Below are 19,168 nucleotides of genomic sequence, written 5' to 3' on the forward strand. Positions count from 1 at the left end.
ATAGTTTAATTGGTATAAACAGCATTTAGTGTGCATCGTGCGGGGTAATAAATTTCAATATCGTTGAAAGCGTAAGGCCATACAGCACAAAACTTATAAAAATGATATAACCGGGCTGCAGTGCAGTATTATTCGTGGTAAGCACGGTGAGCGTATCGCTTTTAATATTCAGGTTTGCCAGCTGGCTTTCCAACAAACCATTTAACCCGATGTAAACCATTAGTATTGCGATCACAATTACATCGGCCATGCTCCATTTGCCAGATTGAAATGCAAAGTATCTGATAAATTTACTTTCGGCAATTTTCTTCTTACTAAGCAGGTGAATGCCTGTGGATGTAAGTTTCATAACAGGAAAAAGAATGCTAAAAATCAGGATTAAAATACCCACAAGAATAGAATCGATTGCAGGCTGTTTTACCAACACTTCTACCACATCTAAAATGCTTTTGCTTTGGAAGAACAAGACCTGGTTTTTAAAAACAACATGTTCGCCCAAGAGCACAAAATCCAGTGTTTTAATTCTTGCATCCACCTCAATCATTGATGCCGTTAAGCCAATGGCCAGTAAAATGAAAGCGAAAAGTAGCGACATAATAAACAGCGTAGCATGTAACTCAGTGCGTTTTCTAAGCAACCACCACAAGGCTAATACAACAAGGATGCAAACCAACATCACAAATGAGTAAGTGTATGTGGTTGTACGGATTTTATCTAAAGAAGCGGATAGTTTTGTATTAAACTCATCGGTAGTAGAAACATGGTATTTCTTATATAAGCGATCAACCATGGTGTTTTTTTCCGTCAGCAAGCTGTCGATATCGCCCGTTTGTTGAATGGCATTGAATTGACCCATCGCCATTTTACTTAATTGCTTTTTGTTTGCAGGGTTATCTACTTTCGCAATAATGGTTTTGGCGAAGCCAGGAACCTGGGCTTTTATATCGTCGGTGTTTACAAAATTCCTGACTGCAAATTTCGTTAGTTTTCCGCCAACTGTTTTTTGCGGTTTGTTTACAATGGCCTCAGCTTTGTTTATCAGCGCCAAAATAATCTGTTCAACCTCTACCTGAAGCTCCTTTTTCTGCTTGGGTGTCATCGTAAAATGGCGAACCTGATGATTTACGATGCCGGAAACTTCCTCTTTCCATTGGTCTACTGAGAATAAACCGTAAGTGATGTTGTTATAATCCGAGAAATCTTTTTTAATTTCTTCCTGCCGGCTGGAGAGTTCATGCAATTGATAACCGAAATAACCCTCTACCGCTAACAAAAGCGTTAAACCGAGTACAAGCAATATTTTTGAAACCACTGAACTTTTCGGTGGGTTTGGTTTAGCTGTTGTTGTCAAGTTCTAAGTGCTGCAAATAATGGTTAGGCAATTGACAATAAACGCCAATTGATGAAAATAGTTTTGTTCCACTGGTGTAAAAATTTTTGGCTTGAAAATTCGACTAAGCCATGCTAACTTAAAGCAAATGGATGGAAACCGCATACGTGCGTAAAGATCTAAATCCTGCTGACAATTTTATCCTAAAGGCTGGCTTGACTGAAACTGTTTGGTAAAAAAAATAAATTTAATATTACAGCAAGGTGCGTCAAATTTTCGAAACTTTCGGTTTAAACGACAACAATTGAGCGAAGTACCTTTATTTTAAATAAGTTGACTATTCATTCCCTTATTAATTATTGTATAAATATATTTGCCATTATGATTTGAATTTTTCAAGTCAGTCATTCCAAATTTTAAGCAATGAATAAATTCGAAAGCCGTTACGCTCAAAGTCCGAAAGAAGTTAAACAAATGGATACCGCTTCTCTGCGTGATAATTTTTTAATTGAAAATGTTTTTGAGGCCAATCAGGTGAATCTTACCCTATCGCATTTCGATAGATATATTGTTGGTGGTGCAATGCCTGTAAACGAGAAGTTAGACTTGCCTAACCCCGACGATTTGAAAGCAAACTTTTTTTTGGAAAGGAGAGAATTAGGTATTATTAATGTTGGTGGCAAAGCAGTTGTAAAGGCAGACGGCACAACATTCGAACTTGATTATAAGGAGGCTTTATACATTGGTAAAGGCACAAAAGATGTTTCCTTTAAATCGGTAGATAGCGGGAAGCCTGCAAAACTATACATCAATTCAGCACCGGCACACCACACTTATCCAACGAAGAAAGTAAGCAAAGCTGATGCAGAAATTGTAGAATTAGGTACGCCAGAAACGGCCAATCACCGGGTGATAAATAAGCTTTTGGTAAATAGTGTTTTGCCAACATGCCAACTTCAAATGGGTATGACAGAGTTAAAATCGGGAAGTGTTTGGAATACTATGCCTGCACATACGCACGACAGGCGGATGGAAGCTTATTTTTATTTTGAAGTTCCACAGGGACAGAGTGTTTGTCATTTTATGGGTCAGCCACAGGAAACACGCCACATCTGGATGCAGAATGACCAGGCAGTGATATCTCCAAACTGGTCAATCCATTCTGGTGCAGGCACAAGCAATTACACCTTTATCTGGGGTATGGCCGGCGAAAACCTGGATTATGGCGACATGGATCATTGCGCCATAACAGAATTGAAGTAGCCATTCGATGTGAAATAATTTAACAGAACTTAATACTAATTAGCAAGAAGAATAAAATGGCTGACATATTCGATTTAACGGGTAAAATTGCGCTGGTTACCGGCTGTAAAAGAGGTATTGGCAAAGCGATGGCTTTGGCGCTGGCAGAAGCCGGAGCAGATATTATTGGCGTTTCTGCAAGTTTAGAACTAAACGGTAGTGCTGTAGAGCAGGAGGTGAAAGCGCTGGGCAGGAAATTTTACGCTTATCAATGTGATTTCGGTAAACGTGAGGCAACTTTAGAGTTTGCAGCAAAAGTGAAAGCAGATCATCCTGTTATTGATATTCTGGTAAATAATGCCGGAACTATTTTACGCAAGCCTATTGCCGAACATCCTGATGAAATGTGGGATGAAGTGATTGCGGTAAATCAAAATGCGCCTTTTATTTTAACCAGAGAAATTGGCAGGGATATGGTGGCGAGAGGGAGCGGCAAGGTCATTTTTACGGCTTCGCTTTTGTCATTTCAAGGCGGGATTACTGTTCCGGGTTATGCGGCAAGTAAAGGCGCCATTGCATCTTTAACAAAAGCTTTTGCAAATGAGTGGGCATCCAAAGGGGTAAATGTTAACGCGATTGCGCCAGGTTATATCGCAACGGATAATACTTCTGCTTTACGCGATGATGAGGAGCGAAGTACTTCGATTCTATCTCGCATCCCGGCCGGAAGGTGGGGAACGCCCGAAGATTTTAAAGGACCTACCATTTTCCTGGCTTCAAAAGCAGGAGATTATGTTCACGGAACAATTTTAACTGTAGATGGCGGCTGGATGGGAAGGTAGTTCCCGCTGCTGCGATTATTAGGTTGCAAATAAATAAAATGCCGGAAGTTTGAGATAGTAGTCTAACCAAACTTCCGGCATTTGCTTTTAAAAAAAAAATTAGGCGTAACATCGTTGCCACGATAGATTTTGAAAGCTAAATCGGTTACTATTATTTAACTGATTGCAACTAATAGAGGTTGTAAATTTCTCTAATGTCTTTCAATATCGCCTCAAAATCAATTTTTAAATCTACCAGTTTCCCAGTTCTAATGTCGAAAACCCATCCGTGAACTGTTAAGCCACGCTGTGTGATGGCTTCCTGAACGGCTGCGGTTTTTAATAAGTTTACGCATTGCTCCTGAACATTAAGTTCTACGAGCCTGTCGTACCGTTTTCCTTCATCTTCTATTGCGTTTAGTTCATCTCTATAAATACGGTATACATCTCTGATGTTTCTCAGCCAGGGGTTTAAAATCCCCATGTCTGCAGGTTGCATCGCCGCCTTAACCCCGCCACAATTGTAGTGACCGCAAACAACGATATGATTCACTTTCAGGTGGCGAACCGAATAGTTTAAAACCGTCATAACGTTTAAATCAACGTTGTTTACAAGGTTTGCCACGTTCCTATGCACAAAAGCCTGGCCTGGCTGGATGCCCATCAGGTCTTCTGCGGTAACGCGGCTATCAGAACAGCCGATGTATAAAAATTCCGGTGTCTGGCCTTTAGATAATTCTGTGAAATAATCTGGATTGATCGACAATTTATCCGAAATCCATTTTTCGTTGTTCTTAAATACATCTTCTACTTTCATTCTTCTAATTTTATAGGGTTGTAATAATTTAAGATTTATTCTGCGATAAAACTAAAGAAACATTTCCTGTTTTCCATTAATTCCTAACTGTTAAAATTCTCTTAAAAAATAGACGCTTTGCACTTTAAATTGAGGTACAATCCAGCTTCGCTAATGACCAAGCTGCGAACTGATTGGTTTTAATTATAGTTTGATATTAATCAAGTCGTTCACTTTATCAGGCTTTTTTTGCTGTTTTTACCGTATATTTTCTCGTTTATATTAAAATAGTTGAGTTTTATTCAACTTATTGTTTTGTTTTTATTGTTAGAGCTTGTCATTATTACTTTTAAGTAATTAAATAGTGGATATTTTATATATTTCTTCCATTTTCGATAAGAAAATCTCGATAGTTAATTAACTTATTGTAGCAGTATATTACCATTAGCGGTTTTTTGTTCGTTTTAATATCTGTTTTGTAATAAATTCGTGATAATTAAACCTAAAATCAACTAAACCTATTGTTATGAAGAGAAAATTACTCTTAATTTCTTTTCTGGTGCTTTACCTTGCCCAAGGTATTTATGCACAGGATCGTACAATCACTGGTACCGTAGTGGGAAAAGATGACGGATTGCCGCTTCCGGGCGTTACCGTTTCTGCAAAAGGCATTAAAGCCATGACCACAACCGGCGCCAGCGGAACCTTTAAACTTTCCCTGCCCGCCAGCGCAACAGAATTAACTTTCAGCTTTCTTGGCTATTCTACTCAAATTGTTTCTGTTAGTGGTACAGACCTTAAAGTGTCTATGGCGGTAGATTCCAAACAACTATCGGACGTGGTAGTAACCGGTGTTGGTACTGCAACAGACAAAAGAAAAATCGGCGTGGATGTGGCAACTTTATCATCAAAAAACTTTGCGAAAAGTGTGGTAACCGGCTCGGTAGAACAAGCACTCCAGGGCCAGATAGCCGGTGCGGTTATTCGTACAGGTTCCGGGCAGCCAGGCGATGGGGCTTCAATTATTCTCCGTGGTATTAATACGTTGGGTAGCACATACCCGATGATTTTGGTTGATGGGGTAGAAGTTTCTGACTTAAACGGACTCGACCCAAGTTTGGTAGAACGTGTAGAGGTAGTTAAAGGTGCCGCCGCAGGCATGCTTTATGGTGCGCAAGGTGGAAATGGCGTTATCCAGGTTTTTACCAAAAAAGGAACAAGAGGAACTGCGCCTACAATTAATTTCAGTTCAAAATTTAGTTCCGATCAAATCATACAGGGAGACGACCTCCTGGCTAAATACCATCATTATGTTACCGATGGTCAGGGCTATATTTTAGACAACAACGGCGTAAGAATTGCCCGCGGTTCTGACGGCAAATACACCGAGCCGGCACTTTTATCGGGGGCAACTACGGTAAATAATAAGCCGTATCTGGAGCCTGTTTACGATCACCTCAAACAAGCATTCAGAACGGCTTCAACTTACAATAATAACCTGAGTATTTCGGGCGGTGGAGATAAGTCTGATTACTCGATTAACGTATCCAGACTAGATCAGCAAAACGTAATGAACAACAAACTTACCAGGCATACTGCCGGTATCAATTTGGGTGTGGAGCTGTTTAAAAACTTTACCTTAAGGTCAACCTCACAAGCCATAATTGAAGATGAGAACTTAATTTCAGGAAATCGTTTTCCGCTTTTGAACTCCTATCAGTTTATCGATTTTACGTTTAGGGATGCCTTGGGAAATCTTATCGTACAGCCAAAAGAAGAAAACCAAAGTAACTCACTTGCCGAAAATGACTGGCACGTACGAAAAGATAAATCAACCCGGTTTGTACAAAGTTTAAACCTTAATTACAAGTTCCCGAAATTTGTTGAGCTAGATTATAAAGTTGGTTTAGATTACTATGCCTTAAATAACCTCGATTATTATAAAAACCAGACATCAACAGGACAGGATCTTTATTTTGGAACACGGGAAGGTTCTTACGAGCAAAGCAACACCAGGAATACCAAATTCAATTCAATTGCTTCGGTATTTTTCAGAACCGACTTTGTAAAAGATTTCAATTCGAAATTACCGGTTACGACCTCAACGCAGGTTTCTTATGACGTGCGTAAAGAAGGTTATAACTATTTTAACGGAAGAGGAGTGGGTTTGCCTTCTTATCCACCGTACAACATCAACGTTGCAACAACAAAGACAGCAACCGGCAACTCAAACGCTTTTTTAAGCTATGGCCTTTTGTTTAATCAGAGCATCGATTGGGGAACTTTGGCGGGAGTATCCGTTGGGGTAAGGTCCGATTATTCATCAGAATTTGGTGCTGGTGGTAAGGCTTTTACATTTCCAAGAGGAACCGCTTATTTTAACCCTTCAGATTTGTTAAAATTATCCTGGTTGCCACAGTGGAAAGTCCGAGCAGCCTATGGAGAAGCCGGAATTCAACCGGGAAGATATGCCCGTCAGGTAACCTTAGATGCTGGGACCTTAGGCGATGGCAGTTATTTAACACTTCCGGGTACGGCCAGTAACCCTTTTTTACGGGTGCAGACATCTAAAGAGTTTGAAGCAGGGACTGATTTTGTGCTCGCAAACAACAACAAAGCCTGGGTGAGTAGGATAGCGGTTACAGCTACATATTGGAAGCGGGAAAGTGGCGATGTAATCCAGGCAGCCGATTTATCTCCATCAACAGGCTATGTTGCGATAAACGATAACTTAATGACGCTAAAATCCAGTGGCTACGAATTTAGTGCTGACGCAACCATGCTTCAAAAAAAGAACCTAACCTGGAATTTCGGCATTCGCTTCGCACATTCTCAAACCATTGTGGATAAAATTGCAAATGGCCAGGATGTGGTTTCAGGCAACTTTGCCTTAAAAGCGGGCGAACGCTTCGGTATCTTTTATGGGCAGGTTCCGCTATCATCAGTAGATCAGTTAAAACCTGATGGTTCACGTTATATTGCTGCGGCAAATGTTGGAGATTATGAGTTGGTTAATGGGTTTGTAACCAATAAAACGACAAAGCAAGTTCTCGTTACAGGTAGCGATGATAAGAAAAATATGGGCGACCCAACACCGAAGTTTACCATGTCGTTTATAAACAGTTTCAACATTTATCAAAATTTAAGTCTCTCGTTTCAGTTCGATTGGAATTACGGAAACAAGGTTTACAATTTAACTCGCCAATGGTTATATAGAGATCAGCTGGCTGCAGATTTTGATAAGGAAGTTACTGTTAACGGTCAGACCGGTGCGTTTACCGCCTATTACGGAAGTTTGTACAACTCAACAAATCCAATTAGCTGGTTTGCAGAAAGCGGTTCGTTCCTGCGCCTGAGAGATTTGTCCTTATCATACAACCTTCGTAATGCTTTAAATATCAAATGGGCTAAAACGGTTTCAGTAACCGCTTCGGCCAGAAATATTTTAACCATCACCAAATACAGCGGATTGGATCCGGAATCGAGCAGCACTGGCACTTTAGACAGGGGCGTAGACAACTTTGGTTTTCCGAACTTAAAATCTTATCAATTTGGTGTTAACATTGGCTTTTAAACCTGAAATCATGAAAAAAATTATTAGCATATTTATTTTGGCTGCTTTTATGAGCAGTTGCCAGAAAACAGACCTCGAACTGATTAACCCAAACTCGCCAACGCCCGATGCATCGCTTACAGTTGAAGACGGAATATTAGCATTTTCGAAAGGCTTATACGTTAAAGGCCTTGGCGCCAATTTCGTTATTGCCTGGTCTTTACACAGCTTTATGGGCGATGAACTTTACTCACCTTATGGCAATTGGGGCTGGAGATGGGCTGAGCAGGTTACCTCCGTAACTTTGCCAAATGGTACGGTTTTAAAAAACCCAATCGGCCCGGAGCAAAAGCTGCAGTTACAAAGTACAAATAGCAGAACGGCGGGCGAATTAAACGTATTTAAATACGAATGGGAGTCGATGAATTTATTGAACGCGAGTTGTAATCTTTTACTTGCATCAATTGATAAACCCGAAACTAAATTTACAGGCGACGCGGCCACAAAGAAGGCAACATTGCGTGCCTGGGCTTATTGGTGGAAAGCGTATGCCTACTCACACATCGGTTCGATGTACATTTCCGGCGTAATTAATAACAATGCTGATGGTACAACAAACGGAAATTTTATAACCCGTGATGCGATAATTACTGAGGCGACAAGCAACTTTGATAAATGTGTTGCGCAACTTAATACCGTTGCTGCGGCGAATATAGATGCTTACAATGCTACAATCGATGCTGTAACGCCTGATTTCGCTGCACGTTCTTCGAGGATAACGCCCGACATGTGGAAAAGGCAAATAAGCAGCTACAAAGCCCGTAATTTAATGGCTAACAAGAAAGTTGCAACCATGACTACCGCAGACTGGTCGGCAGTTTCTACCCTTGCGAATGCGGGCATGCAGGCAACAGACAATAATTTTCGAATCGGTATGGATCCTAACGGCACAAATGATTTATCCGGTGCGTTTTATCATCCATTTTCTTTATTAGGCCTGGGCGCTCAGTTTACATTTGTAAGTGAACGGTTGGTGCAGGAATTTGATGCAAATGATGCCCGGTTGGCGGCCAATTTTTATTTGCTTACTTCGCCAAACTTACGCAACGACAGGGGTTTTAACTTCGGAACCCGATATGGCGCTGTACCGATTGAATCGGGAGGTAAATTTGCAACTAGTGATAATCAAGGCTTTATGGAGGTTGGTGCAACCTATGAGGAAACGCGTTTAGACATTGCCGAGGCGAACATCAGAACCGGCGCTGTAGAAACTGGTCTGGCAATTATTGATCAGGTTCGTGCTTACCAGGGCGCAAAAGTTGCGGCAACTGCTGGCACAGGATTAACACAAGCTGCCGCCATAGCAATTTTAAAACGCGAACGCAGGGTTGCCTTATTTCAGCGTGGAACCGCATTTTATGATGCCAGACGGTGGGGCGTAACACAATCTGCAGCTTCAGGTGGCGGCCGTGCGGCGGCAAATGTACTTATTCAAGGCTCTACACTTGGTACTACCGCCTCACAAATAAGAAGCTGCTTTATCGATTACAATTTTATGGATTACTTCGATATTCCACTTAATGAGCTTGATTTCAATGCTCCGGCACCAGGTGCGGCACCGGTAAAAAATTAAAATCATTCGATGAATTCAAAGAAATGTCTGGCAGTTTCATTGCCAGACATTTTTTTATGATTTAAATCAGCTCAGTTTTGCTAAAAGTTTATTAAAATTTTCATCACCGCTAAAAGTACCTTTCGCCTTCATTTGTTTTAAAGTTCTGTTAAAACTCCGTACCGAAATACCTAAATAGGCAGCCATGTCTTCCTTAGACACAGAAATGTTTTCTTCCGTTTGAAACTTTAAAAGTTTCATTAACCCATATTCTAAGGTGTATAATTGCTGGAATGACGCTCGTGAACTGGTTTGGATAATCCGCGTTGAAAGTTCCTGAAGTAACAGTTTACTGAACTCGATATTCTCTTCAACCAGTTTTAAAAAGAAATGATCCGGAATAGCATAAGCCGCAACTGCATTTATGGCTTCAACATTGCAAAGGCAATCTATTTTTTTAATGGCTTCGAGCTCGCCCACAACTTCTCCTTTGCCCAAAAATTCGATGATAAAGTTTTTTCCGTTCTCTTCAGAAATGAAGCATTTAGTTAACCCATCTTTAATAACGTAAATATTTCTAATCGTTTCACCCTGTTCGATAAACCTAAATCCTGGAGGAAAATATTTTAAGGTGATGTTTTTTCCTTCGGCATTTGCAAGGTGAAAATCCTCTATAAAGGATAAAAATTTAAGGTTTGTTCGTAACATAATTTCTGTCGAGACAAATGTCCTTTCTTATTGATGAAGGTTGATTTACTTTTGCAGCACTAAAGTAAGCATAACAATGAATAATAAAATTAGTGTAATTGCTTTCGATGCCGACGATACACTTTGGGCAAACGAACCCTACTTTCGTGAAGCGGAAGACCAATTCGCCGGTTTATTGGAAGATTTTTTGCCACGTCACAGCATCGTTTCAGAATTGTATAAAACAGAGGTTGCCAATTTGCCGCTTTATGGTTATGGCATTAAAGGTTTTATGCTTAGCATGATAGAAACTGTTTTGAAAATTACTAACGGAAAAGCAAACCCTGAAGTGCTTAAAAAAGTACTTGAACTTGGGCAGGAGATGTTGAGCAAACCAGTTGAGCTATTAGATGGTGTTGAAGATGTTTTGAAAGCGCTAAACGGAAAGTTTCGGTTGGTTGTGGCTACCAAGGGCGATCTACTGGATCAACAAAGAAAGCTCACGAAATCCGGCCTCGACCATTATTTTCATCATATTGAAATTATGAGCGATAAGCAAGAGCAAGATTATCGAAAGCTTTTAAAGCACCTGGATTGTAAACCTGAAGAATTTTTGATGTTGGGCAATTCACTAAAGTCTGATGTTTTGCCGGTGCTCGCTATCGGCGGGCATGCCGTTCATATACCATATCATACAACATGGGTGCATGAGCACATCGACCATACCATCAATCATCCTAATTTTTATCAGATGGATAGCCTTGCAGAAGTTTTAACAAAATTAATTTAATGAAAGAAAAAATAGATATAAATACCTGGCTGCGGAAAGATCACTTTAACTTTTTCAATGCTTTCGATGAGCCTTTTTTTGGCGTAACGGTGGATGTAAACTGCACGGCAACTTACGAAGAAGCGAAAGTAAATCAAACATCATTCTTTTTGCTTTACTTGTACAAATCGCTGGTTGCGGCAAACCAGATTGAAAATTTTAAATATAGAATTATCAATGGCGAAGTTTGGCAATACGATTACATACATGCGGCAGCAACAGTAAACAGGCCGAATGGAACTTTTGGTTTTGGCTATTTTGATTACAAAGACAGCTTTCATGATTTCTACGCAGCTGCCCAACAGGAAATGGAACGGGTAAAGAACACCACGGGCTTAATACCCGCTTTCTCAGGAGAAAATGTAATCCACTATTCTGCGCTACCTTGGTTAAGTTTTACATCAATGTCTCACGCCCGCAATTACGCTTATAAAGATAGTTGTCCGAAAATATCTTTTGGAAAGGTTAAAGATTTAGATGGAAATAAGATAATGCCGGTTTCCATACATGCCAATCATGCTTTGATGGATGGATTTCATGTTGCACAGTTTGTTGATGTTTATCAAGATTTACTTAACAACAGAATTATTGATTTAACTGCTGCATAAGTTAAGTGTAATGCCTGTCGATTATTTTGGCAGCAATGTTTTCTGCAGTGGTTTTAGTTTCTATTAACATTTTGGCGCTTATTGCAATGTGTTTTATGTATTCTTTATAGAAAGCAATACCATTTTTTGTGTTGATTTTGGGTGCCACATTTTTGCTTTTTTTCTTTATAATTTATCCATTACTCTCGGCAATTTCGATTTACTGCCTGATTGTTCTTTTCGCTTTTAGATTTAAAGATTAAATATCATTTGGTTTAGAAAAACTTATTGCTATTTTTGCTGCATAAGGGGGATTAGCTCATTTGGCTAGAGCGCTTCGCTGGCAGTGAAGAGGTGATCGGTTCGAATCCGATATTCTCCACCACATTAAAGGCTACCTGTAAGGTGGTCTTTTTGTTGTTTAAAGGGGTTTTCTTTTCTAGCATAATGGTATAAATATACATAAAAGTCCGTGAAATGTCCGTGTAGATTTTCTTTATATAATGCTTCTAAATGGTACTTCAGGCGGCTTTTTAAGCTTTTGTCATTTTCTTCTTGCGGCCTTTACAGTATTTAATAACAACCTCGCCTTTGTAGCCTTAACCATTTCCGCCTCACTTAGCGATTTATTATCGGTTGCAGTTTTGAATAACGCCTTATGAATGTCTTGTATAAGTTTTAATTGCTGAGCTTGTTGATCGGCACCAATATTTGTCATCTCCCCAGAATTATCTGTAAGTAAGGACTCATCTAAATCGCCATTTATTACAAGCTCATATTCGAACTGTATCAAATCATCATCTGATTTAATAGTTATTCCCATTTCATAAGCAAGATTGAGCAGGCTTTGTCTATGATAATTGTCCATCAATATAATTTAGATTACAAATATAACAAAGCAGAATCAAATACTATGGCTTGAACATTTAGCCTAATCCTTATATCTTTAAAGCGAACATAAAGTGTATTGGCATCATGCAACAAGTATTAGTTAATGGAGGAGGTGAAATCAGCTATAAAGTCTTAAGTGAATATCATTTTACAGCTAAACACATATATGAGTCGAGAACGTCAGAAAATCAACCCATTGATACTAATTTCGAGTTTGATGTGATTATTCCAGCTATGGATCTTGTACATGCTGAAGAAATCTTTACAGGATATTGCAATGTTATTGATGGTTTGTGTGGACGATTGCACATTGGTCACTTATCATATATAACTTCTAATATTATTGAATGGGAAGGAAACTTCGTACTTGCAGATTCAATGTTCCATAAGGTATTAAGGGCTGATATTTCGTTGCTTATTAACCTAATGAATTTAAAAGAAAACACGAAGAATCTTAATCTAGAAATCAGTCATGTATTAAAAGGAAGAGATTTCGACTACTTTACCAAGATTCAAAATCCATTAATAATTAGCGGTGCCTTGAGTGGTGCCATAGATGTTTTATTCAATTCCATTAAGCACAACTATTCATCGTTGCCAATAGAACTGGCTGACCAGTTGCGTGATGTCACAACCCCGACCATTTCACTATTACAACAAATCAATTTGCAGCTAATCGACATAACTGAAAAGGCATTCAGAAGCCAATTGCTTTACACAGTATGCGTAAGCCTAAGAAACTATTTGAAGAAACATTCACCGCTAACACATCCCACCGCAAACCTGACAAATGACCAAGCGAGAGTAATATATGAAACCTGTAAGTTACATGGTTTAATCAACTTGCCTCATGAAATGGATATCGAAAAGATTAATTATATGCGCTCAATCATTTCCAATTCAACACATCAGGATACAATGTTAATAAAAAGCATTCAATCACCTGATTTACAATGATATAAATCTGTATTAATTTAACAGTTGCTAGTACTCAACTTAGGTTTCTGAATTGGATGACTTTTGTATTGTTCCTAATGAAAGGGATATTAGCAAAATAATCAATAATGACACCAATAAGAATGAGAATAGGCTTCTATCAAGTCCTAAATGTTAACATCGAGAGGCATGGTAACAACAATTACGCAATCGCTGACGTATTCTATAAAGGAGAAAAAGCACAAAGATTCGAATCTCAAATTACAAGAGTGCGACTACAGCCTCTCTTTAATCAAAGCTCTATTGGGCCTAAAGAAATCCCTATTGATCTTTTAACAAGGTATATTATACATATACACGATTTACAAGTAACCAACCAAATCGACCCATTTAAGCTAATTTACAAGGTGGTGTGGGATGTTATTGAATCGGAAGAATACTCAAATTCAGTTGATGAATTAGGCATGATAGAAACGGATTTCCTTTTAGATGAGATTGAAGCTAAAAACTTTGAAGCTTCAATCCTTGCTGACGACATGCACTTCGACGAATTAGAAAGAAATCTTGCTAAGGAATTTAAGGTGGAAGAAAACGCCTCAGCAGATGATGACATTACTGAAGATGACTTCGACGAAGATAAGCTATTTTAGTTTTCATCTTCAATTACGGTTTAAGGAGATAGTCGGTGAGATTATCTCCTCTTTTACGTTTTAGACCTAATGCTTGTATCACATAGCGCACTGATTTACAGTGATATAATTGTGTTTTAAATGAGTGTACTAAACTAATCGATTTGAGGTGGTAACAACATGAATCTTTGTATTAAGCAAACCAATTAAGCAAGCTGAATACACTAAAGATGATACACGGAAAGTACATAGTTGAACCAGATGAAACGATTGTAACTGATTTAAACAGTCAATATACTTTTACTATTGCGCCAGATGTTCGACTCGATAAAATCTTCGATGCAATACCTTCAAATAGTATAATTAACAAAGGCAGATGTGGTATTGGAGGAACATATTTGGAGATTAAAGCAGATCGCAATTCGATTATTGTTATACCTACAAATGCAGTTATAGACAGCAAGTGTTTCGATTCTACCGGCAACCTTTTAGAGAACCATTATGTCGTTAGGGGCAAAGTAGAGGATTTTAATTTCGCTGAATTAAGGGAGTTTATGTCCGATGATACTTCCTTCAAGAAGATATTCTGTACACCCGAGTCATTAGGAAAAATTGCTAAAAGCGGTTATCCGCTTGAGCTGCTACATAATCAATGGTTCATATTATTTGATGAATCTCACAGCACAATTACAGATGCCTACCGAAAAAACATGCTGTTAGCCTTTGAATACTTCTTTCAATTCAAATATAAATCAATGATAAGTGCCACACCTTATAGATTCTCTGATGCGAGAATTCAAGCATTCGACAGCTACACCATTAGATTTAATGATTTCATTGGCTCGATTGAAATCAAATCCACTCCCTACGTAATAGCTCTCCTACATACGATATTGACATCACCAGACCATTTTCCGTCAAGAGTTCATATCTTTCTTAATTCAGTTAAGGGAATAGCGAACGCTATAAGGATGGCTAACCTTAAAGACTGCGCCATCTTTTGTAAGGACGATACCAAGAACATGAACGAGTTGGATGAACTCCGAGGCTACTTTAAGGCAAAGCCAGAACAAGACTCTTTCTCCAAATATAATTTCTATACAACCAAGTACTTCGAGGGATGGGATTTAGAAGATAAAAATGCCACTTTAATTGTTATATCGGACGTAAACCAACTTACATTACGTTCCGGCATTTCAAATAAATGCGTTCAAGCTTTGGGAAGAAATCGTAGTAAATCACACCGTTTAATCCATATTACTAATGACAGAGCGGTAAAGGTGTTTACTCATTTCGAAGATATAGAAGAAAGTACGTTTAGAACTGCGGAAGATGTAATAAATCACTATAATGCACACATTCACAACAGCACAAATAATGACTTTCCAGCTGATGAAGACATTGAGCGCTCTGTAGAAAAGTATTGTGATAAAGTCACTTCAACTAAAGAAGTGACATTGAGCCACTTTAAAGTTGACCGTATTATTAACGGTAACTATTGCAACCAGGAATATAACCACTTAGATTATATCAGACAGGCGTGGGAGAAGTCACATTATAAAGTAACTATATCTAAAAATTACGTACCAAAGATTCCCGAAATCCCCCTCAGAATGAAGGAAAGTCACAAAGTCAAATTAATGGTTGAATATTTGGACGAACTTCATAATAATTCAGAGAATGTCGAGAATTATTCCTCAATGCAAGACTTCCTTCCTAGAGATTTAGGATATATTATCGAATATTATAATGAACTAGGGAGCGATGTGATGAAACGTTATAATTTCAACATAAATCAAATGCGTGACTTATTTAGAAAATCTCGCAATAATGAGGCTATGCAATATGTTGCCGAAGAATACTTTAAAACACACCGAAATGCAAATGTTTCGACATCACGAGCTTCCGACACATTACAAAATTTATATGTTAAGTTCGGTGTGATGAAGACGAAGGGGGCAATCGAAACTCCAAAGAAAGCGTCAGCTTCGCAATTGCAGACCATATTTAAAGAAGTTAAACGCACTAAAGTGGACAAGAAGTATGTTTGGCGTATTGAAGAGAAATAATCGCGATTCTACTTTCTAATAAATTGCTTGCTTTGCGCTCTATAGAGGTTCTGCAGAAAATTGCCGAATTCTTAGAATAGGAAGGCAATATTGGAATAATATGCAGTAAGGTGAATTCGTTTTAAGGATTACGAGAGATCAAGCTTAAAGTTTAGTTTACCTTCTGAATTAAAATTTTATTTTTATATTTTTCCACAGGCATTGTTATTTGCTATTTGTTAACCGAGCATTGTAGGTATTAACACTTCATCCCCCCGCTTCGGTTTGAGATGAAGTTAAAGGGATTTCCCGCTTCAACCTGTAAAACATCCTGCGTGAATCAAACGAGAAAGCACTCTCAATCAATACCCGTGACAGGGAAATTGAACTTGTCAAATTCGATAAATTTCAATTCTAGACATAGTAATCCCAACGACAGAATTCGTTTTAGAAGACCTTTTAAATGGGTTTAATGAATTATTATCGATCCGATAACACCTAGTATTAAATCGAAAATTCCTAAAGCAGCGGCCTTAAAATCAATGTTTTATCCATCATACACCAGTTTCCTTTTAAAGAAACCACAATTAATCAAATCAATACTGAGTGACTGATACGACAGATGTTCTATATGCCATAACGTTATTCGGAACACGATTCCTTAATGAAAGCAGTTAATGACAGGGAGTAACTCTGGTAAAGGTAAGGCTCAAAAAACCCAGCTCAGTATTGATTAATTCTTAAAGGAACACATAAGCACCTCAGTCGGGATGCTTTTTCTATTTACACCAAGTTTCACATTTAAAACTCTTACAAGATGAAAGCGACAGCAAGAACGCAAAAGACGGCACACCCGCAAACACAATTCGTTGTAATTAACGAACAGCAATTATTAGTAAACACCCAGGTACAGAAGGCATACAACTTAATCGTTGATGCAGCAGTTGAACAACTACGTAAATTCGATTTGGTCAAATACAGGACGTATGCAACCGTTGACCATTTAAAGAATGAGTACAAAAGCAACATGATTTCAGAACACCTAAATTACTTCTGGAACATTACCTTATCTAACAGCAAGGAAGGCAAGTCATATATTTTTGTAGATCTCGGGGGTGAAGCTTTAGAACGTTTCGGTAATGGTCTAACAAACCAATTTCTTAGAAAGGCGTATGAAATTACCCATTCTAACGATAATACCATTGGTATTGAATATGCACTTAGAATTAACTTTAAAGAGGCTGATCAGCATCATAACTTCTTTTATCGTCGTATAGCAGAAGGAGAGTCGAACTACGTGAGCATAGCAACAGTCGACAAACTTGAATCATAAAATAGAGCGCAGAAATGCGCTTTATTTAAATTTGCTTATTATCTTTACGACTGCATCAATCCCAATATTTTATAGATAAACAAAGCAATTTAAAATTAATTAACATATAGATATTTAGCGTAAGCTATCAGTTCTTGTCTAAGGAATCGGCAAAATTACAAAGACAACAAGAGCAGATGAGTTCACGCCTACGCATAAAGCGTAGGTGCTGACTTGTTTGTTGTTGTCGGGTTTTTTGCCGAACCTCTTAGACGCAGACATAGCTCAGTCCTGCGCTTTATGCATTCTTAACCATCGAGAGGACTATCGAATCAAACTCTCAATCCCCATGACGGAGGACATTCTTAAACCCTTTTCTAGCTTCGGCTTCTTAAATTACAGTATGGTTAAACCATATACAGATGTTATCAATGATTTTATTAAGAGAACAAATAACTTTGCAGTAAGTGGCTCTAGGAATGATTTCCTTAATAAGTACAGCCAAAAGCTGATTTCAACCAACAAACATGGAAATACCCTAAGCAACGCTTACAAATTGAACACCGACATTAGTTTCCAGTTTGAACAAGAAGCTGGACAACACATAATTGAGAGATTTAATATTGTTTTCCCCTATGATAATTATATCTATGTTACATGGATAAAAACCTTGCGCGAGAACAGTGAATACGAATGTATCGATTTTAACGCCAATGTGTTTATTACCAAGATGCATCCAACGCCAGTCCCAAAGCTTGAATTGAAGGAAAAGTTTGAACCACTTTATGAAGGACCAGAAGAAGTACATCGTCAATATGCGCCACGTAAAATACCGACACTGCTTTCAGTACCTAAGGGAGGAACAAGGAGTTACAACCATATTGGTATTGGACAGCTCAAGATTGCGATTCAGCAGCCTCAAGGAAATAAGATGTCTATTGGAATAACACTGAGTAATGTATTTAACGGGATTGCTGAAGTACGTGATTCTATTGGAGACAGTATAAAGTCATTATATCAAGCCAGCGGTATAGATATAAAATGCAAACATTACGACCAGAATTTAACGATAACATTTGGGGAATTTGAATTATTGAAGAATTCAGACAGATACCATCACATTCTGAATGCGAAACCTTACTTTGAAGGTGGAGTGCAAAGATTCCCTGGGAACTACTCCTATAATGAGTTTAGATTGGCAAAAGAATGGAAGGAACGTATGATAGCGCAATTCTTTACAGATTGCCAAAGTCTTCATAGAGGCTTGATTGAAACTTGCATTGATGCAGGAATTACGACAATCAAATACGCCATCGGAAGCTATGAAATGTGTACCGTGAAACTAATTTGATGATGATTTACGTTTTTATAATATTAACTACGGTTTTAATTATATTCAGCTTATCTTTATATAGCCAAAGACTTCAAAAGAAACAATCGGTGAAAGCAAATGCCCCTTTATCCCCGCTTAACAATTGGGGTTTACGTGACGATTTAGACCAAACGAATACCATCGCACCTTGGGATGCAGTATTGAAAGCTACTTTAGCCGACCCCAGCGAAATAAATTTACCCTTAGATGCCTACAACCACTATCAGGTTTGGAACTACGACTATGAAACAAAATCACCTCCAGAAGTGAAACGCTACAATCTTGACGATTTAGTCTTTGTTGATTGGAGAAGTTCAGCAGAATCTTGGAATCATTTAGCCGGCAGACAAGGCTATATTGTTATCAGTAAAAGCGAGAAGAAGCAAATAGATTTTATTGTCACCATTATGAGTTGATCGATTAAAGGCGTAACATTGTTGACACCTCTATACTTCAGATGGATTGCTTCAAGATCCTGACTTAGTAAGACTCAAAAGGAAACTGAGGCTCAAGACCTATCAGA

17 protein-coding genes and 1 tRNA gene are annotated in these 19,168 nt (G+C 38.4%); 13 read left to right on the forward strand and 5 right to left on the reverse strand.

The features are described 5' to 3' along the window. Nucleotides 1–25 precede the first annotated feature (25 nt). On the reverse strand, nt 26–1,312 hold the full coding sequence (locus ASG14_RS04625; protein WP_235528518.1) for a paraquat-inducible protein A: 1,287 nt from the start codon (nt 1,310–1,312) through the stop codon (nt 26–28). A 441-nt stretch (nt 1,313–1,753) separates the two neighbouring features. On the opposite strand from ASG14_RS04625, the gene kduI reads away from it, so the two are divergent. Further along, nucleotides 1,754–2,593 (forward strand): 5-dehydro-4-deoxy-D-glucuronate isomerase, encoded by an 840-nt coding sequence (gene kduI, locus ASG14_RS04630; RefSeq protein ID WP_056869830.1) that lies wholly within the window; start codon nt 1,754–1,756, stop codon nt 2,591–2,593. 56 nt (nt 2,594–2,649) lie between these two features. Then, nucleotides 2,650–3,414 carry an SDR family NAD(P)-dependent oxidoreductase gene (locus tag ASG14_RS04635; RefSeq protein WP_056869831.1) on the forward strand — a complete coding sequence of 255 codons (765 nt, stop codon included), beginning with the start codon at nt 2,650–2,652 and terminating at the stop codon, nt 3,412–3,414. Nucleotides 3,415–3,583: 169 nt separating this feature from the next. Here the strand turns inward: ASG14_RS04635 and ASG14_RS04640 are convergent, their stop codons facing one another. Then, nucleotides 3,584–4,210 carry a carbonic anhydrase gene (locus ASG14_RS04640; RefSeq protein WP_056869832.1) on the reverse strand — a complete coding sequence of 209 codons (627 nt, stop codon included), beginning with the start codon at nt 4,208–4,210 and terminating at the stop codon, nt 3,584–3,586. A 505-nt stretch (nt 4,211–4,715) separates the two neighbouring features. Here ASG14_RS04640 and ASG14_RS04645 point away from each other — a divergent pair. Together ASG14_RS04645 and ASG14_RS04650 are read left to right on the forward strand one after the other, a co-directional pair. After that, the gene (locus ASG14_RS04645) at nt 4,716–7,763 is read left to right on the forward strand and encodes a SusC/RagA family TonB-linked outer membrane protein (protein WP_056869833.1); all 3,048 of its coding nucleotides are present in this window, start codon (nt 4,716–4,718) and stop codon (nt 7,761–7,763) included. 10 nt (nt 7,764–7,773) lie between these two features. Continuing rightward, nucleotides 7,774–9,375 (forward strand): RagB/SusD family nutrient uptake outer membrane protein, encoded by a 1,602-nt coding sequence (locus tag ASG14_RS04650; RefSeq protein ID WP_157274827.1) that lies wholly within the window; start codon nt 7,774–7,776, stop codon nt 9,373–9,375. A gap of 66 nt (nt 9,376–9,441) precedes the next feature. On the opposite strand, the gene ASG14_RS04655 is transcribed toward ASG14_RS04650, so the two are convergent. Continuing rightward, nucleotides 9,442–10,062 carry a Crp/Fnr family transcriptional regulator gene (locus ASG14_RS04655; RefSeq protein WP_056869835.1) on the reverse strand — a complete coding sequence of 207 codons (621 nt, stop codon included), beginning with the start codon at nt 10,060–10,062 and terminating at the stop codon, nt 9,442–9,444. A 76-nt stretch (nt 10,063–10,138) separates the two neighbouring features. Between ASG14_RS04655 and ASG14_RS04660 the strand changes: the two genes are divergently transcribed. Beyond that, nucleotides 10,139–10,831: an HAD family hydrolase gene (locus ASG14_RS04660; RefSeq protein WP_056869836.1), complete on the forward strand. Its 693-nt coding sequence runs from the start codon at nt 10,139–10,141 to the stop codon at nt 10,829–10,831. Then, on the forward strand, nt 10,831–11,478 hold the full coding sequence (locus tag ASG14_RS04665) for a chloramphenicol acetyltransferase (RefSeq protein ID WP_056869837.1): 648 nt from the start codon (nt 10,831–10,833) through the stop codon (nt 11,476–11,478). Before ASG14_RS04660 ends, ASG14_RS04665 begins: the two co-directional genes overlap by 1 nt. Nucleotide 11,479: 1 nt before the next feature. On the opposite strand, the gene ASG14_RS20185 is transcribed toward ASG14_RS04665, so the two are convergent. Continuing rightward, nucleotides 11,480–11,626, reverse strand: a complete 147-nt coding sequence (locus ASG14_RS20185; RefSeq protein ID WP_157274828.1) for a hypothetical protein — start codon at nt 11,624–11,626, stop codon at nt 11,480–11,482. Nucleotides 11,627–11,765: 139 nt separating this feature from the next. On the opposite strand from ASG14_RS20185, the gene ASG14_RS04670 reads away from it, so the two are divergent. Further along, nucleotides 11,766–11,842, forward strand: a tRNA-Ala gene (locus ASG14_RS04670). Between the two features lie 159 nt (nt 11,843–12,001). On the opposite strand, the gene ASG14_RS04675 is transcribed toward ASG14_RS04670, so the two are convergent. Then, nucleotides 12,002–12,325 carry a hypothetical protein gene (locus tag ASG14_RS04675; protein ID WP_056869838.1) on the reverse strand — a complete coding sequence of 108 codons (324 nt, stop codon included), beginning with the start codon at nt 12,323–12,325 and terminating at the stop codon, nt 12,002–12,004. A 107-nt stretch (nt 12,326–12,432) separates the two neighbouring features. Here ASG14_RS04675 and ASG14_RS04680 point away from each other — a divergent pair, with 107 nt between their 5' ends. The 6 genes from ASG14_RS04680 (at nt 12,433) to ASG14_RS04705 (ending at nt 19,061) form a co-directional block, all read left to right on the forward strand. After that, complete coding sequence (locus tag ASG14_RS04680) at nt 12,433–13,305, forward strand: hypothetical protein (RefSeq protein ID WP_056869839.1); 873 nt, start codon at nt 12,433–12,435, stop codon at nt 13,303–13,305. 122 nt (nt 13,306–13,427) lie between these two features. Next, a complete protein-coding gene (locus ASG14_RS04685) occupies nt 13,428–13,934 on the forward strand; it encodes a hypothetical protein (RefSeq protein WP_157274829.1) in 507 nt (168 codons plus the stop codon). A gap of 209 nt (nt 13,935–14,143) precedes the next feature. Continuing rightward, entirely contained in the window at nt 14,144–15,982 is a 1,839-nt protein-coding gene (locus ASG14_RS04690; protein ID WP_056869841.1) for a hypothetical protein, read from the forward strand. Nucleotides 15,983–16,778: 796 nt separating this feature from the next. Next, nucleotides 16,779–17,294, forward strand: a complete 516-nt coding sequence (locus tag ASG14_RS04695; protein WP_056869842.1) for a hypothetical protein — start codon at nt 16,779–16,781, stop codon at nt 17,292–17,294. Between the two features lie 328 nt (nt 17,295–17,622). After that, the gene (locus ASG14_RS04700; RefSeq protein ID WP_162238703.1) at nt 17,623–18,624 is read left to right on the forward strand and encodes a hypothetical protein; all 1,002 of its coding nucleotides are present in this window, start codon (nt 17,623–17,625) and stop codon (nt 18,622–18,624) included. Then, the gene (locus ASG14_RS04705) at nt 18,624–19,061 is read left to right on the forward strand and encodes a hypothetical protein (protein ID WP_157274830.1); all 438 of its coding nucleotides are present in this window, start codon (nt 18,624–18,626) and stop codon (nt 19,059–19,061) included. The genes ASG14_RS04700 and ASG14_RS04705 overlap by 1 nt, the downstream gene beginning before the upstream one ends. The last annotated feature ends 107 nt before the right edge of the window (nt 19,062–19,168 follow it).

Source organism: Pedobacter sp. Leaf194, assembly GCF_001423945.1.
Lineage (GTDB): Bacteria > Bacteroidota > Bacteroidia > Sphingobacteriales > Sphingobacteriaceae > Pedobacter.

Coding starts and splice junctions, on each gene's coding strand:
- kduI (WP_056869830.1), top strand. CDS start 1,754: ATGAATAAATTCGAAAGCCGTTACGCTCAAAGTCCGAAAGAAGTTAAA.
- ASG14_RS04635 (WP_056869831.1), top strand. CDS start 2,650: ATGGCTGACATATTCGATTTAACGGGTAAAATTGCGCTGGTTACCGGC.
- ASG14_RS04640 (WP_056869832.1), bottom strand. CDS start 4,210: ATGAAAGTAGAAGATGTATTTAAGAACAACGAAAAATGGATTTCGGAT.
- ASG14_RS04645 (WP_056869833.1), top strand. CDS start 4,716: ATGAAGAGAAAATTACTCTTAATTTCTTTTCTGGTGCTTTACCTTGCC.
- ASG14_RS04650 (WP_157274827.1), top strand. CDS start 7,774: ATGAAAAAAATTATTAGCATATTTATTTTGGCTGCTTTTATGAGCAGT.
- ASG14_RS04655 (WP_056869835.1), bottom strand. CDS start 10,062: ATGTTACGAACAAACCTTAAATTTTTATCCTTTATAGAGGATTTTCAC.
- ASG14_RS04660 (WP_056869836.1), top strand. CDS start 10,139: ATGAATAATAAAATTAGTGTAATTGCTTTCGATGCCGACGATACACTT.
- ASG14_RS04665 (WP_056869837.1), top strand. CDS start 10,831: ATGAAAGAAAAAATAGATATAAATACCTGGCTGCGGAAAGATCACTTT.
- ASG14_RS04675 (WP_056869838.1), bottom strand. CDS start 12,325: ATGGACAATTATCATAGACAAAGCCTGCTCAATCTTGCTTATGAAATG.
- ASG14_RS04680 (WP_056869839.1), top strand. CDS start 12,433: ATGCAACAAGTATTAGTTAATGGAGGAGGTGAAATCAGCTATAAAGTC.
- ASG14_RS04685 (WP_157274829.1), top strand. CDS start 13,428: ATGAGAATAGGCTTCTATCAAGTCCTAAATGTTAACATCGAGAGGCAT.
- ASG14_RS04690 (WP_056869841.1), top strand. CDS start 14,144: ATGATACACGGAAAGTACATAGTTGAACCAGATGAAACGATTGTAACT.
- ASG14_RS04695 (WP_056869842.1), top strand. CDS start 16,779: ATGAAAGCGACAGCAAGAACGCAAAAGACGGCACACCCGCAAACACAA.
- ASG14_RS04700 (WP_162238703.1), top strand. CDS start 17,623: ATGACGGAGGACATTCTTAAACCCTTTTCTAGCTTCGGCTTCTTAAAT.
- ASG14_RS04705 (WP_157274830.1), top strand. CDS start 18,624: ATGATGATTTACGTTTTTATAATATTAACTACGGTTTTAATTATATTC.